The organism is Sodalis sp. RH15 (assembly GCF_047324255.1).
Lineage (GTDB): Bacteria > Pseudomonadota > Gammaproteobacteria > Enterobacterales > Enterobacteriaceae > Acerihabitans > Acerihabitans ligni.
On sequence record NZ_CP178738.1, the window covers coordinates 5,659,533 to 5,674,328 of the forward strand.

Sequence of the window (14,796 nt, forward strand, 5' to 3'; positions counted from 1 at the left end):
CGCTACAACCAACCGTGCAACGAACGTGTTAAAGGGAGACCGCGGCAATGGGGTCGAAGCGGCCATAGCCGGCCGCGGAGCGCCCCATGCCACGGTAGGCCCGCTATCACCAACCGTGCAACGAACGTGTTAAAGGGAGACCGCGGCAATGGGGTTTTATTCGTTTTCCCCCTAGAATAGTTCACCCAGCGCCGCCGGGCTGAAATCCGGCATATTTTCGGTTTCTCCTGTGCGCACCTTGGCGGCCCAGCGCGGCTCGGTGATCAGCGCACGGCCAACGGCAATAAGGTCGAACTCATCCCGCTCCATCCGCTGGACAAGATTATCCAATCCCACCGGACTGGCGCTTTCCCCGCCGAAGCTGCCGAGAAAATCCCCCGACAATCCCACCGAACCGACGCTGATGGCGGCGGCGCCGGTTAACTTCTTGGCCCAGCCGGCAAAGTTCAGCCCGTTTGCACCATCCTGGTCCGGAAACTCCGGCTCCCAGAAACGTCGCTGGGAACAATGCAGCACATCCGCCCCCGCTTCCACCAGCGGCACAAGCCAGTCGGCCATGGCATCGGGGGTTTCGGCCAGCCTGGCGGTGTAATTCTGCTGCTTCCACTGACTGATCCGCAAGATAATGGGATAGTCTGGACCCACCGCCGCACGCATCTCCTTTAATACCTCGCCGGCAAACCGGGCGCGATCTTTTATCGTGGCGCCGCCGAAACGATCCTTGCGCAGATTGGTTTCGGACCAAAAGAACTGGTCAATCAAGTAGCCATGGGCGCCATGGATCTCAAAGGTATCGAAGCCCAGCCGCTTGGCATCGGCCGCCGCCCGGCCATAGGCGGCAAGGGTATCGGCAATGGCCTCATCGCTCATGATCTCGCCTCGGGGCACTCCCGGCGCCGCCAGGCCCGACGGACTCTCAACCGGGACATCGGGCACCCAGTCGGTTTGGAAACTGGCCACCGCGCCTACGTGCCAAAGCTGGGGCCCCATCTTGCCGCCGGCGGCGTGGACTTCATTTATCACTCGCTGCCAGCCCGCCAGCGCCGCTTCACCATGGAAAAACGGCACTTGCGGATCGTTCCTGGACGCCGGCCGATCGATAGCCGTACCCTCTGAAAGGATCAACCCCACCTCGGCCTCGGCCCGGCGGCGATAATAGGCGGCGACATTCTCTCCCGGCACGCCTGCCGGCGAGAAGGAACGGGTCATGGGGGCCATGACGATACGGTTTTTTAAAGATAGGGATTTTATCCGGAAAGGCTGGAACAGGATATCCACTTGCGGTGCGTTCATAAATTTAAGCTCCGGTTAACGACAAGGCTTTGATGGTATATTATGTATACCTCGAGTCAATCAGGCACTTTAACGCTACCAGGTAGCCAACAGGAAACCGCCATGTCCGAAGTGCAACACCCGGTGGGCAGCATAACGCAAAACGCCGCGCCGGCAGCTGAATGCCATATCTTCTCGGCGGCGGATTGCCCGAGCCGCTTACTGCTGGATCAGATTGCGGATAAATGGTCGGTACTGATCCTTGCCGCTCTTTGCGCCGAGCCGCTGCGCTTTAATGTCATCAAGCGCCGCCTCGATGGCATAACCCAAAAGGCGCTCACGCAGAGCTTACGGCGCCTGGAGCGCAACGGCATTGTCGCGCGGCGCGTCATTACCGCCTCCCCCATCGCGGTGGAGTATCGCATTACCCCGTTGGGCCATACCCTAAAACAACCTTTCCAAGCGCTGTACGACTGGACCGTCGATTATCTGCCCGCAGTAGAACGGGCGCGCGAGGAATTCGATCGCAACCGCTGATAACCGCCGGGCCTGTCCCCTCGCTGCGCTTCGGTCAGGTAGGGATATGTCGCGGGGCGTCATAATCCCGCACGATTGCGCATAAATAACGGACGATTGGGCATGGCATGCTCCCGCTATAACAGCGATGATTCATTGCTGAACAAGCGTGCATCAGTGCGCCCCATGCCTAACAGGAGCCTTTTATGTCTCTCGACGCTTATCTCACTCTCGGCCGGTCCGGCCTGCGCATCAGCCCCCTTTGCCTGGGCACCATGACCTTCGGCGAAGACTGGGGATGGGGATCATCGGTCAGCGAATCAGAAACCATCCTGGCGACATTCCTTGACCGGGGCGGCAATTTTATCGATACCGCCAATATGTATACCAAAGGCCATTCCGAGAAAATCATCGGCGATTTCTTCGCCCGCGATGGCGGCCGGCGCGATCGGGTGGTGCTGGCCACAAAATTCTCCGGCAATATGTATCGGGGCGATCCCAACGGCGGCGGCTGCAGCGCCAAGACCATCATCGCCTCCTGCGAACAGTCGCTGCGCCGGTTGCAGACCGATTATATCGACCTTTACTGGCAGCACGCCTGGGATGCCTTTACACCCATTGAAGAAACCATGCGCGCCATGGATAGCCTGGTGGCCGGCGGCAAAGTGCGCTATATCGGTTTTTCCGACACGCCGGCCTGGAAAGTCGCCCAGGCGCAAACCCTGGCCCAGTTTCGCGGCTGGTCCCCGCTCATTGCGTTGCAAATTGAATACTCATTATTGCAACGCACCGTGGAAGACGAACTGATCCCCATGGCCCTTGAGCTGGGGCTGGGGGTGGTACCCTGGTCGCCGCTGGCGGGGGGAATTTTATCCGGCAAATACCGGCGCGATAACCGTTCCGTCGCCCAAGGCGGCCGCAGCGACAGCAAGGCCGACTCGCTGGGGGATCGTGAATATGCCATTATCAACGCGCTAATCGCTATTGCCGCCGCCCACGGCGCCACGCCGGCGGCGGTAGCCCTGGCCTGGGTCCAGTCGCGGCCGGGGGTGGCATCATCCATTATCGGCGTGCGACGGCTGGATCAGTTGGAAGCCAACCTGTCCGCATTGGAAGTACGGCTGAGCGATGAGGAAATCGCTGAACTTTCCCGGCTTTCAGCGCCGCCGGAGACCTTCATCAACTGGATCAACGGCGTCGGGCCCACCGTCTTCCAGGGCGGCACCACGGTTAATGGCCGTCCTGCGGAAGTTTTCCCGCTGTCTCCGGAGAACGATGAGCAGCGGTATTAATCCCCTATAGGGTCACCGGTTGTCTATTGTTAAGTAAGCGCGCCCATTTCGTTTGGGCGCGCTTACTGATTTGATGCTGTGTTCAGCTCAAAAGCAGCATTTTTACGGGTTGGCATATTATTGCATTTCATCTGTCTCTTTCACAAAGGCCCAGGTGGAGAATTGCGAAGCGGATTCTGAATTAATTTTTCTGATTTATTCTTGTCATTCCAGGGGGTTGCTTTGAATGAAATGGCTAAGGTATAGTCCACCCGCTGCGGCAAAATCCGCAGCCGGAATTGACGTTCCGACAATCACTCAGTGCTTGATAATGCAGTACAATCAAGTAGCATCTGCGCACACCCCATTATGGTGGCCCAGGCAGGGGCTTTGCAAAAAGCGCCGGCTGTAGTGACCGGTAACGTCAACTCTGTCTGGGCTACCACCCTTGAGATTGACGTCTCGGGTAGTAGTTGATCCTCCATCACTATAGGGGCTGTCTATGGCTACTTTTTTTATCCCTACTCGTCCGCAGCACACTCACCTTATCTCGGGGGTGAATCATGTATGATTCTTCACCCCTCAATTTGGAAGAAATCGTCGATCATTGCCGTGCGCTGGCCTATGCCGCCATTGAAATACCGCACCCGGTGGTAAAAGAACTGCTGCTGTATATCCTGAATGAACGGCTGGATTTGCTGGACCGAACCTTGGATGGGGAGATCGTCGAAGATTCGGTGGTTCTGCATTAATCATCGAACCACCGAAATATCGAATAATTTTACAACAATGCGCCAGTTTTGACTGACGCGTTTTTCTCTGACAAACTCAGGTTATCCGCAGGATAACCTGAAATTCAGGGGAGTAACTATGACAACCCGTTATGACAGCGACTTTTATGGGTGGACTCAGGAACAGGCAGAGTTATTGCGTTCAGGCCGTCTCGCTGAGCTGGATACCAAAAATCTGCTGGAGGAAATTGAGTCGATGGGAACCAGTGCGGAAAATGAGCTTGAGTCTCGTCTTGAAGTTCTGTTCATCCATCTGCTGAAATGGCAATTCCAAGCGGAAAGACAAGGACGGAGCTGGAGACTGACCATTGAGGAGCAGCGCCGTAAGATAGAGCGCCGCCTGAAAAAAAGCCCCAGCCTCAAACATAACCTGCCGGAAATTATCGAAGATGCCTATGGCGACGCGGTGATAAGCGCGGAGCGTGAAACCAATATTAAACGCACCGTTTTCCCCTCTTCCTGCCCGTGGTCCTTTGAACAATTTATGGACCCGGCGTTTTATCCGGAATGATTTCAGGGAATCGGTCACTTTTACTTGGAAAGATGAAGGGTATAAAAAATGAAGCCTTATATCATATGCCATATGCTGTCCGCCATAGACGGCCGCAGCCTTACCGATGGCTGGAACCTGAAATACACCGGCGATCTTTATGAATCTACCGCCGCCAGCTTTAAGGCCGACGGCTGGATTTGCGGCCGGGTAACCATGCAGGAAGTGGCCCACAGCATTGAGTATCCGAAAGGGCTGGCGAAAGCGCCGCTGCCCCGCGCCAACGTATTCGCCGTGCGCGACGCCGCGCAATACGCCATCTCCATCGATCCCAAGGGACGGGTGGGCTGGCAGCGCAATACCGCCCTGGATTCCCATGTAATCGAAGTGCTCACGGAGCAGGTGAGCGATGATTACCTGGCCTATCTTCAGTCCATCGGCGTCTCCTATCTGTTCGGCGGCAAGAGCGAGCTTGATTTGGCGGCGGTGGTGGAAACCCTGTCCCGGGAGTTGGGAGTGAAAAAATTGATTGTCGAGGGCGGCGGCCATGTCTGCGGCGCGTTCGTCAATGCCGGACTGGTGGACGAGGTCAGCGTGTTGATTGTGCCCATTGTGGACGGCCGCACCGGCCACGCCGCATCATTTGATATCCCGGTGGACGCCTGGCAAAAGCCCGCCTACCTGAAGCTGGCGTCGGTGGAAAAAACCGACCATGACGGCGTATGGTTGCGCTATACCCGGACCTGATTGTGCGGTCGGCAGTCCGAACTGCTCGGCTATTTTGAGGCACAGCCATTCGTTCTCGCCGCTTTCGGTTAAATCCAGATTGTTATAATCAATCATCCCCACCGACAATTTGAAGATATGACTGGCAGGGGTGCTGCCTTTCGGTCTATTGCATTGATTTATATACCATAATGTCGAATTCGACACCGCCGCCATTAACCAGTGGCCCGTAGGAAAAGGGCCATTCAGGAATGACGCCGGCGACAATGAGCCAGTCAGGCCAAGGCTGTCAACAGGTTGAGCATGGCAAAGCAGTGCGTTAATCGATCAGGTTATAGCTGAAAAAACACTCGGGCACGTGGATACCCTGCTCTTGAGCATAGTCGAGAGTACCGTAATGCTGCTCCACCACGGCGGCGATTTCAGCGAACGCGCCTTTAAGAATGCGCAAATAACTGATTTCGTCGTCATCAAGCAAATCATTGTTACGGAAAAGGATTCCATAGCCCTTTTCCAACAAAGGCAACAAGTCCATGCGCAGACACATACCATTGCAAAAGTCCGTTAACACCGGCATAACGGACATATTTAATCCAAACATGTTGCCAAGCGCCTCCACGCTCGCCCTCGCGGCAAAGACCTTATCCGTGTATAAGCAAAGCGTCAGGGCATCAAGAAAACGCATGCTGCTCCGATAAATAGCGGCTTTGTCAACATCAAGCAACAAAGCGCAGGTAAATAATTCAGCAAGCTGCTCAAAAACCTTAGCCCTGACTTCTTTAGCAACAATTTCTTCCGCCAGGCTACGACGTAGCGTGGCGTAATCAATAATTCGCCCGTTCCAGGGAAAACATGTCAGGGTGGGGTTTTCGCCCGCCAGCGCTTGGTAGGATTTTAACATTTCAACAGCGTGGTATTCCTTTTGACATAATGACTCACAAATTTCATTTATTCCCTGCGCATCTTTATTATCGATTTTATCGCCGCTCTGTATTTTAGATATCAGTTCATCAATCTCATAGAACTGATAGGCCATATTACTCTTGCAAAGCTGAAAATATCTTACTGAAAGATCATTAAGCATTTTCAATGATTTTTCGTTATTATTTTCAACATTGCATGGAATTAACGTTATCTTGCATGAAGTATAATATCCATTCACATTATCCATCGTATAAGCCTCTCCCTTGGCGCAGTAAAGCACCTATAAATTTAATCGAGATAAATGATCGCATGAATAAAATTGCCGGTTTCATCATAGCGGCCAAGATCATTCAAATCCATAAAACTGCGGGACTTACCTATTTGATTAAATTGAATTGTTGCCAATGAAGGTGGGGTGGACTGAGGTGGCGCTTCTTAAGCACCGTTCCGCAGGCAACATGCCCGCGGAACGGGAAATGCCGGTTTTTTTTAACGCGCTAAGCGTTATTCCCCCCACGGCGCGGCAGCACCGATATTTCATAGCGACGTACCGCCGACAGCCAGTCGCCGCCCACCGGCGTGTCATGCCATTGGCAATAGCGGTCCCAGACCGCCTGCCAGGGCAAGGATTTTTGCTCTTCCAGCAGAGCTAAACGCGCGGTGTAATCCCCCTGTTGCTCCAACTGACGCAGCTGTTCGGTGGGTTCGAGCAGGGCGCGCAGCAGTGCTTTTTTCATATTGCGGGTACCGATGACCCAGGCGGCGATGCGGTTAATGGAGGCATCAAAGAAGTCCAGACCGATATGCACCCGATCAAAGAACTTGTTGCGCACGATTTCATTGGCGATGGCCTGTGTTTCGTCGTCCAGCAGCACCACGTGGTCGCTGTCCCAGCGTACCGGACGGCTGACATGCAGCAGCAGACGGGGGACAAACAGCATGGCGCTGGTAATTTTGTCGGAAATGACCTCGGTGGGATGGAAATGGCCGGCGTCGAGACATAGGGCGGTACCCCGGCTGGTAGCATATCCCAAAAAGAATTCACTGGAGCCCACGGTGAAGCTTTCAGCGCCGATGCCGAACAGTTTGCTTTCCACCGCATCAATATGGTATTTGACGTCGATTTTTTCCGCGATGACGGCATCCAGCGACTCCAGCAGGCGCTGACGCGGCGCCAGCCGGTCGATGGTCAAATCCTTCATACCGTCCGGCACCCAGATATTCATGACGGAAGCGGTACCCAGCTCACGGCCGAAATAGGCCGATATACGGCGACTGGCCTGGCAATGCTCGATCCAGAACTGGCGAATGCCTTTATCGGCGTGGGACAGGGTAAAACCGTCGGCGCTGAGGGGATGGGAAAAACAGGTGGGGTTGAAATCGAGTCCGAGCTGGTGCCGGCGCGCCCACTCTACCCAGCCGCTAAAGTGTTTCGGTTCGATTTCGTTACGCTCAACCTTACCTTCGGCTTCCAGATAGATGGCATGCAGGTTAAGGCGCTTCGGCCCCGGAATCAGTTTAAATGCCTGTTCCAGATCCGCCCGGAGCTCGGCGGCGTTGCGCGCCTTGCCCGGATAGTTGCCGGTAGCCTGAATGCCGCCGGTCAGCGAACCTTCCGGATTCTCAAAACCCGTGACGTCGTCTCCTTGCCAGCAGTGCATGGAAATCGGCAGGGTATCCAGGAATTTTAATGCCGCCTCGGCATCGACATTCACATCGGAAAAACGCTGTTTCGCCAGCAGCCAGGCTTGTTCGGGAGAGTTATTCATATTGCTGTTTCCTGTTGAAAATGACAGATTTCCTTAAACCGCTGCCATACTGCGGCAAGCTCGGGAACCCGACGGGGTGAAAAATGACGCGGCGGGAAGCTGCGCTCCACAATGCGTCGCCAGCAGGCGAGATCGGGCACATCTCCCAGCGTCATCAATTGGCAACCGACATTACCGAGCGTGGTGGCTTCCACCGGGCCGGCGGTAACCGGAATCTGACATATATCCGCGCACAGTTGATTGAGCAGCTGGTTTTGGCAGCCGCCGCCGACGATATAGAGATGGTTCAGCTTGGCCCCGCGCAACTGGCTTAACTCCTGCAAGACCCGGCGGTAACACAGCGCCAGGCTGTCCAGAACGGTACGGGCCAGCGCCGCGTCGGTTTGCGGCACCGGCTGGCCGGTTTCGCGGCACGCGGCGCGAATGGCGTCCACCATGGACGGGGGATTGAGGAATCCATCGTCGTTGGGATTGATGAGACTGGCAAAAGGGGGCTCTGCGGCCGCCTGGGCGATCAGCGCCGGTAAATCGGTCAGGTTTTGCTCACGGCAGATGCGCTGAAGCAGCCAAAGTCCCATGATATTTTTCAATACCCGGTAGGTGCCGCTGACGCCCCCCTCGTTGGTGATATTGGCCGCCAGCGCCTGTTCGCTGTTATAGGGAACATCACTTTCAAACCCCATCAGCGACCAGGTGCCGGAACTCAAATAGGCGCTATGCCTGTCTTTCAGCGGCGAAGCCACCACCGCGCTGGCGGTATCGTGGCTGGCCACGGCTATTACGGGCACCCGGCGCCCGGAAGGACCGGCCCATTCCCCCACCGTATTGCCCGGCAGACGCGGGGTGCCGAACCAGCGGCGCGGAATGCCCAGATAGTCAAGCAGGCTTTGATCCCAGTCGCCGTTTTGCAGATTAAGCATCTGGGTGGTGCTGGCATTGGTATATTCCCGATTCATCTTGCCGGTCAGGCGGTAGGTGAAATAATCCGGGATCATCAGGAAATGCGCCACCCGGGGAATAATATCCGGCGTCTGGGCACACAGGGCCTTTAATTGGTAAAGCGTATTAAACGGCAAAAACTGAATGCCGGTATGGCGGTAAAGGGATTGATATCCCAATTCGGCGGTGACCTGCGCCATCACGCCGTCGGTGCGATGGTCGCGATAGGAGACCGCTTCGCCGACCCGCGCTCCCTGCTCATCCAGCAGGACATAGTCCACTCCCCAGGTATCGATACCGATACCGTCCAGCGGGAAGACATTGTTCCCAAGCTTGGTGAGGCCGGTGAGTATCTCCTTTTCCAGCCCGTCGAGATCCCAGCAGTCATGGCCGCCCACGGGTTTGAAGCCGTTATCGAACCGATGGATTTCCTTGATGCCCAGGGTTTGGGTATCGGACTGCCAGCTCGCCAGCATTACCCTTCCGCTTGAGGCGCCGAGATCCACCGCGGCAAGATTACGTATAGTCATCAGTGCTATCTCCTATCTCAGGACGCGATACCGAGACCGACAATATTGGCCGCCAGGATAATCACCAGCGCACCGAGGCACAGCCGGCGCACCGGTTTTTTGCCCACACCGCTCCACTCTTTGAGCACCAGTCCCACGATGCCGCCGCACAGCACATAAAAACTCATATGCAGCATCCAGCTGACATAGTGATATTGAACCGGAATATTGGCCTGGCCCCAGGCATAGAAGAAAAATTGCAGATACCACATCACACCGCCGAGAATGGAGAACAGGGCGTTGGCAAGCAGCAAGGGTTTAGCCAGGGATAAATCCGCCTTCAGCGACAGCTCGGGTTTGGTGGCCAGCCGGATAAAACAAAAGGCCAGATTGACAATCGCGCCGCCGCCCATAATCACCACATAGCTCGGTAGAGCCACATACAGCGGGCTGATACCGGCATTTTTCGCCGCTTCATGCATGGGCAAGGCCGCATCCATGGCAAAAGACATCCCGGCGGAAAAAATGCCGCACATCACCGCCAGCAGCAGCCCTTTCTTCAGGTTGAACTCTTGGGTACTGATGCCCAGCGCCCGCTCCTTCATCATGCCGGCATAACTGACGATGCCGACGCCTATCAGCGCGACGAATACCCCAAGCAAGGTGATCTGGCCGCCGCTGGAATGGACCAGGGCGCCGAATTTACCCTGAATGATAGGGGTCATCAGCGTGCCGACTATCAAGGTAATGCCGATGGCGATGCCGATGCCCATGGACATGCCCAGATAGCGCATGGTCAGGCCGTAGTTGATATTGCCGATGCCCCACATGGCGCCGAACAGAAACACCGGCAGCAGCGTGGACAGTGAGAAAGAACTGTAATAACCCCAGAAGTCCGGTAGCAGTATGGCGCTCACCGTCCAGGGTAAAACGATCCAGGAGAAGAAGCCGCCCAGCGACCACATGGTTTCCCAGCTCCATCGACGGACCTGCTTAAAGGGTGCATAAAAACAGGCGGCAGAAGCGGCACCCACGAAGTGCCAAAAAATGCCGAGAATTATTGAACTGCCCATTTGAGAAATTCCTTTAAAAAATAGGACCTCTTTAAAAAAGAGATAAAAGAGAGCTAATTTAAAACTGCGGTTACAGAAGTTTTTATATATTAAAAGATTTGGAGAATATGGCCTTCTTGACAATGCCATTTTCCTTGCAAAAATGGCAAACAGCGTAAGAAACGAGTGATCTGAATCACAAATCCATCACATCATTTTATTGACAGAGAATATTCCAGCGCATTTTGACGGCATGAAAAATGAGATATAGACACGCCGGAGGGGGATTCTTCATTAAATTGCCAGTTTCCATCGGCAGGTGGCAGTGGCAAGAAGGTAATAATACCAGCTCATTATTATAATGGGCGGTATTAGAGCGCGCCGTCATGGTATTTAAAGCAGAAGGTATTTAAAGTTAGCGGACGCAAGCATGGAATCTGAAAACTCAGGGCTTCATGTTTCTTAAAAAAATCTTTTAATCACGTCAAGGTAATTCTCATGACTAACCGAATGATTTTGAATCAAACCGCCTATTTTGGCCGAGGAGCTGTCTCCCATATTATTGACGAAGCGAAAGCCCACGGTTATAAAAAAGCGTTAATCGTCACCGACAAAGAGCTAATGCGCGTAAAAATAGCGACCCGTATCACCGCCCTGCTGGATGAGGCGGGTCTGGCGTTCTCGGTGTTCGATGAAGTGGTGCCGAACCCTACCATCAGCGTGGTAAACCGTGGCGTGGCCGCGTTCAAGGCCGCCCAGGCGGATTACCTGATCGCCATCGGCGGCGGTTCGCCGCAGGATACCAGCAAGGCCATCGGGATTATCATCAATAATCCGGCGTTCGCTGACGTCCGCAGCCTGGAAGGCGTGGCCGCAACGCAAAAACCCTGCGTGCCCATTATTGCCATTCCCACCACCGCCGGCACGGCGGCGGAAGTCACTATCAATTACGTTATTACCGATGAGGAAAACCGCCGTAAATTCGTTTGCGTGGATCCCCATGATATTCCGCTGGTGGCGATTATCGATCCGGATATGATGGCCAGTATGCCGGCCTCTCTCAAGGCCGCCACCGGCGTCGATGCGCTGACCCATGCCATTGAAGGCTATACCACCCTGGCCGCCTGGGAACTGACCGATATGTTCCATATCAAGGCCATCGAGATTATTTCCCGCTCGCTGCGGGCGTCGGTGAAAGGCGATGCGCAGGGCGTGGACGATATGGCCCTGGGGCAATACGTGGCGGGCATGGGCTTCTCAAACGTGGGGCTTGGACTGGTGCACGGCATGGCCCATCCGCTGGGCGCTTTCTACAATACGCCTCATGGGGTGGCCAACGCCATTTTGCTGCCGCATATCATGGAATACAACGCTGCCCATACCGGTGAAAAATTCCGGGCTATCGCCGTGGCGATGGGCCATCCGGAGGCCAAAGACCAGCCCATAGAACAGGCGCGTCTGGCGGCGGTGAACGCGGTCAAGGCATTGTGCAAGGATGTGGGCATCCCGCCGCGCCTAAGGGATGTGGGCGTGAAGGAACAGGATATTCCGGCGCTGGCCCAGGCGGCGTTCGATGACGTCTGTACCGGCGGCAATCCCCGCCAGACCAGCGTCGCCGAAATCAAGCAGCTTTATCAGGCTATTTATTAAGTGAAAGCCCGCGGATAGCCAACGTACCGATGCCGAGGAAAATCCCTCGGCATTTTTTTCATTTTCGGCCCTTGAAAGCCGCTTTTTTACCCCTATCTAAAGGCTGAGGATTGAAGTAATCCGGTAAAAGGTTGAACTTTTGAACACTCAGGAGATTAGCCATGATCACACATCCGTTTTCACTTATTCCTTCATTCAGCGACTCGCTGCTGTCAGATCGTTTTAATCAAATCGACCGGCTGTTCAGCAGACTGACCGGCGATGAACCGGTTGCCGGCAGTCCCTCTTACGATATCGTTAAAAAAGGCGATAATCAGTACGCCATTACCGTCAGCGTGCCCGGCTACCGTGAATCAGAGCTGAACGTCAGCACCCGCAACGGCCAGTTGGTCATTGAGGGCCGGCATGAAGAAGACAAAAAAACCGAAAAAGACAATTGGGTTCACCGGGGCATCAGCCGCAGCAACTTCTCGCTGCAATTCAGCGTCAATCGCGGCACCAAAGTGAACGGGGCCAAACTGGCTAACGGTTTGCTGGAAATCAGTCTTGAACAGGAAATCCCGGAAGAGGAAAAACCGAAAAAGATCACCATAGAACGGGCCGACGTACAGTCAGGCGGCAGGGTGATTGAACAGGCAAAAGCAGAATAACAGCAAGAGCACGGGGCCGGAAGCTTATTTCCGGCCTCATTTTTTTTGACATTTTGCGGTATCAACGTTTCTGCCGATGGGCCATTAATGCGCAGAGATACTCTTTTTCCCAGGCGGCGAACCACGCCGCCGCCGCTTCCCCCTTCAGTTGGAGATCCGGTTCCAATCCGTCGCTCATGCGCTTTAGCTGCATGTTATTCCAAGGAAGCAGATGTAAGAGATCCAAGTTTTTTTCAGGCGCCGGCGCGATGTCCGTTTCCCCCGCAATGAGACGGCGGGCAATATCCGGATCGGCAATCATGGGACGGCCCAGCCCGATCACATCCAGTTCGCCCCGCCGCAGGGCATCCACCATCACCGAACGGGTACGAAAACCGCCCACCACCATCACCGGCATCCTGGCAACGGCCCGGATCGAAGCGGCAAATTCAACGAAATAGGCCTCCCGGCGGACGGTGGCCGCCGGCCGGCCGTCTATCCCCTGATCTTTTAAACTGACGCCGATTACCATGGGCTGTTCCAGGGACCCGCCGGAAAGCTCCAGCAAATCCAGCGACGTATCGTTAAGCATGGCGACCACTTCAAGGCATTCCTGATGGGTGAACCCCCCGCGCTGGAAATCCGATGAATTCAGTTTGAGTCCGATGGGAAAATCCTTTCCTACCGCCTCTCTCACGGCAGCCAATAGCGTCAGCAGGAACCTGGCGCGATTTCTCAGCGAGCCGCCCCATTCATCCCGGCGGCGGTTGGTGAGCGGACTGAGAAACTGCGAGACCAAATAACCATGGGCGCCATGAAGGGACACTCCGGTGAATCCCGCCTCGCGCGTTTTACCCGCGGCGTAGGCGAACTGCGCTATGGCGTGGCGAATATCCTCTTCGGTCATTTCTCTTGGCGGCGCAAAGGTAAAACCGGCACCCCGCAATACATCGAGTTCCACCACCGAAGGGGCCAGCGGCGCCGGATTAATTTCCTGGATCACTTGCCGCCCGGTATGGCTCAGCTGTGCCCAAAAATGCCCGCCCCCGGCTTTACCCGCCTGCGCCAGCCGCGCCAGCTGCCGCATCCCGCTGTCATCGTCGATGACGATATTGCCCGGTCGTTCCAAATGGTTCCGGTCCACCTGGATATTTCCCGACAACAGCAGTCCTGCCCCCGACCGCGCCCAACGGCGATACAATGTTTCCAAACGGGGAGTGGCGTGGTTGGCGTTATCCGCCAATCCCTCGCTCATTGCGGTTTTGCAGATGCGATTGGTGAGCACCGTGCCGCAAGGCAGCGGCACGGGTTCTGAAAGTAAATTCGTCATTAGGGTAGCTATCCCAAAATAAAATGAATGCAAGCCACCGGCAAATATACCCACCATCTCCACAGGTGCAGCCGTGTTGGCTGCGTCTGGGAATCCGAAGGATTTTATCTGCCGCCCACAAACGACAGCGATCACTGTCGTTTGTGGGATAGTGACAACTGTCGTATCATCTGTCAAGGCATACCAAGGGGACTTTTATGGTTAAGGTTTGGTCACAGAACGATCCCAAAGCGGCGCTGATGACGCGCAAAAGGAAAATGATTGTGGATGCCGCGTTGCAGGCTTTTCTGGAAAGCGGCTACGGCGAAAGCTCGGTGAACCGCATCGCCGACGCGGCGGGCGTTTCCATTAAAACGCTGTACCGGCATTTCGACAGCAAGGACGATCTGTTCAGCGCGGTAATGCAAACGGCCTGTAACGATGTCGGCAACCAAAACCAGCCCGATGACCTCGAGCCCTTATGGTTCCAGAAGCCTCCGGCGGAGGCGTTTTTGATGGCGGGCCGGGATTATCTGCAACATTCGCTGTCGGCGCCGCAATTGGCGCTTTATCGTGTTGTCATGCGCGACGCCGCCCGTTTCCCGGAAATCGGCCGGCTGTACCGGCAGGAAGTCATCACCAGGAGAGACAGGCTGTTCGCCCGCTACCTTGAACACTGGCTACCGGCGACGGGATGGCGGATAGCCGACACGCAGCAGGCGGCGGCGGTATTTGCCGCCCTGCTCAGGGCCGGATTGTTTGATGATGCATTGCTGGGAAACCCGCTGCCGGACGAAGCACAGATAGAACGCCAGGTCGCCACGGCAAGCCGGCGGATGATGGCTATACTGGATGCCGGCTTAATATAATGCGCAGATAATATACGCCCTTGGGGAATGTCGGACGCGGCCGGCGCCGGCACCTTGCCGAAGGCGCATGCAGACAGGAG

At 55.3% G+C, this 14,796-nt stretch carries 15 protein-coding genes; 9 read left to right on the forward strand and 6 right to left on the reverse strand.

Translation table 11 applies throughout. From position 1 onward, the window contains the following. Nucleotides 1-171: 171 nt before the first annotated feature. Entirely contained in the window at nucleotides 172-1,293 is a 1,122-nt protein-coding gene (locus tag ACL2XO_RS25600; RefSeq protein ID WP_413725871.1) for an NADH:flavin oxidoreductase, read from the reverse strand. Between the two features lie 102 nt (nucleotides 1,294-1,395). Between ACL2XO_RS25600 and ACL2XO_RS25605 the strand changes: the two genes are divergently transcribed. The 6 genes from ACL2XO_RS25605 to ACL2XO_RS25630 all read left to right on the forward strand — a co-directional run bounded on the left by ACL2XO_RS25605 (nucleotide 1,396) and on the right by ACL2XO_RS25630 (nucleotide 5,087). Further along, the gene (locus ACL2XO_RS25605) at nucleotides 1,396-1,809 is read left to right on the forward strand and encodes a winged helix-turn-helix transcriptional regulator (protein WP_413741833.1); all 414 of its coding nucleotides are present in this window, start codon (nucleotides 1,396-1,398) and stop codon (nucleotides 1,807-1,809) included. A gap of 185 nt (nucleotides 1,810-1,994) precedes the next feature. Then, nucleotides 1,995-3,080: an aldo/keto reductase gene (locus tag ACL2XO_RS25610; RefSeq protein WP_413741834.1), complete on the forward strand. Its 1,086-nt coding sequence runs from the start codon at nucleotides 1,995-1,997 to the stop codon at nucleotides 3,078-3,080. 348 nt (nucleotides 3,081-3,428) lie between these two features. Further along, nucleotides 3,429-3,536 (forward strand): ash family protein, encoded by a 108-nt coding sequence (locus ACL2XO_RS25615; protein ID WP_132927966.1) that lies wholly within the window; start codon nucleotides 3,429-3,431, stop codon nucleotides 3,534-3,536. 86 nt (nucleotides 3,537-3,622) lie between these two features. After that, nucleotides 3,623-3,811 carry a hypothetical protein gene (locus tag ACL2XO_RS25620; protein ID WP_413741835.1) on the forward strand — a complete coding sequence of 63 codons (189 nt, stop codon included), beginning with the start codon at nucleotides 3,623-3,625 and terminating at the stop codon, nucleotides 3,809-3,811. 118 nt (nucleotides 3,812-3,929) lie between these two features. Next, nucleotides 3,930-4,361, forward strand: a complete 432-nt coding sequence (locus ACL2XO_RS25625) for a DUF29 domain-containing protein (protein WP_413741836.1) — start codon at nucleotides 3,930-3,932, stop codon at nucleotides 4,359-4,361. A gap of 48 nt (nucleotides 4,362-4,409) precedes the next feature. After that, on the forward strand, nucleotides 4,410-5,087 hold the full coding sequence (locus ACL2XO_RS25630) for a RibD family protein (RefSeq protein ID WP_413725873.1): 678 nt from the start codon (nucleotides 4,410-4,412) through the stop codon (nucleotides 5,085-5,087). A gap of 298 nt (nucleotides 5,088-5,385) precedes the next feature. On the opposite strand, the gene ACL2XO_RS25635 is transcribed toward ACL2XO_RS25630, so the two are convergent. From ACL2XO_RS25635 to rhaT, 4 genes are all read right to left on the reverse strand, one after another. Further along, nucleotides 5,386-6,237, reverse strand: coding sequence for a hypothetical protein (locus ACL2XO_RS25635; RefSeq protein ID WP_413741837.1), 852 nt, complete (start codon nucleotides 6,235-6,237; stop codon nucleotides 5,386-5,388). Between the two features lie 250 nt (nucleotides 6,238-6,487). After that, a complete protein-coding gene (locus ACL2XO_RS25640; RefSeq protein WP_413741838.1) occupies nucleotides 6,488-7,759 on the reverse strand; it encodes an L-rhamnose isomerase in 1,272 nt (423 codons plus the stop codon). Next, a complete protein-coding gene (gene rhaB / locus ACL2XO_RS25645) occupies nucleotides 7,756-9,228 on the reverse strand; it encodes a rhamnulokinase (protein WP_413741839.1) in 1,473 nt (490 codons plus the stop codon). Before rhaB ends, ACL2XO_RS25640 begins: the two co-directional genes overlap by 4 nt. Before the next feature lie 17 nt (nucleotides 9,229-9,245). Beyond that, complete coding sequence (gene rhaT / locus ACL2XO_RS25650; RefSeq protein WP_132924890.1) at nucleotides 9,246-10,280, reverse strand: L-rhamnose/proton symporter RhaT; 1,035 nt, start codon at nucleotides 10,278-10,280, stop codon at nucleotides 9,246-9,248. Nucleotides 10,281-10,757: 477 nt separating this feature from the next. On the opposite strand from rhaT, the gene fucO reads away from it, so the two are divergent. Both fucO and ACL2XO_RS25660 read left to right on the forward strand, forming a co-directional pair. Next, the gene (fucO, locus tag ACL2XO_RS25655; RefSeq protein WP_132924888.1) at nucleotides 10,758-11,909 is read left to right on the forward strand and encodes a lactaldehyde reductase; all 1,152 of its coding nucleotides are present in this window, start codon (nucleotides 10,758-10,760) and stop codon (nucleotides 11,907-11,909) included. Nucleotides 11,910-12,070: 161 nt separating this feature from the next. Next, on the forward strand, nucleotides 12,071-12,559 hold the full coding sequence (locus ACL2XO_RS25660; protein ID WP_132924886.1) for an Hsp20 family protein: 489 nt from the start codon (nucleotides 12,071-12,073) through the stop codon (nucleotides 12,557-12,559). A 61-nt stretch (nucleotides 12,560-12,620) separates the two neighbouring features. Here the strand turns inward: ACL2XO_RS25660 and ACL2XO_RS25665 are convergent, their stop codons facing one another. Further along, nucleotides 12,621-13,868: an NADH:flavin oxidoreductase/NADH oxidase family protein gene (locus tag ACL2XO_RS25665; RefSeq protein WP_413741840.1), complete on the reverse strand. Its 1,248-nt coding sequence runs from the start codon at nucleotides 13,866-13,868 to the stop codon at nucleotides 12,621-12,623. Between the two features lie 197 nt (nucleotides 13,869-14,065). Between ACL2XO_RS25665 and ACL2XO_RS25670 the strand changes: the two genes are divergently transcribed. Then, nucleotides 14,066-14,716: a TetR/AcrR family transcriptional regulator gene (locus ACL2XO_RS25670; RefSeq protein ID WP_413725878.1), complete on the forward strand. Its 651-nt coding sequence runs from the start codon at nucleotides 14,066-14,068 to the stop codon at nucleotides 14,714-14,716. The last annotated feature ends 80 nt before the right edge of the window (nucleotides 14,717-14,796 follow it).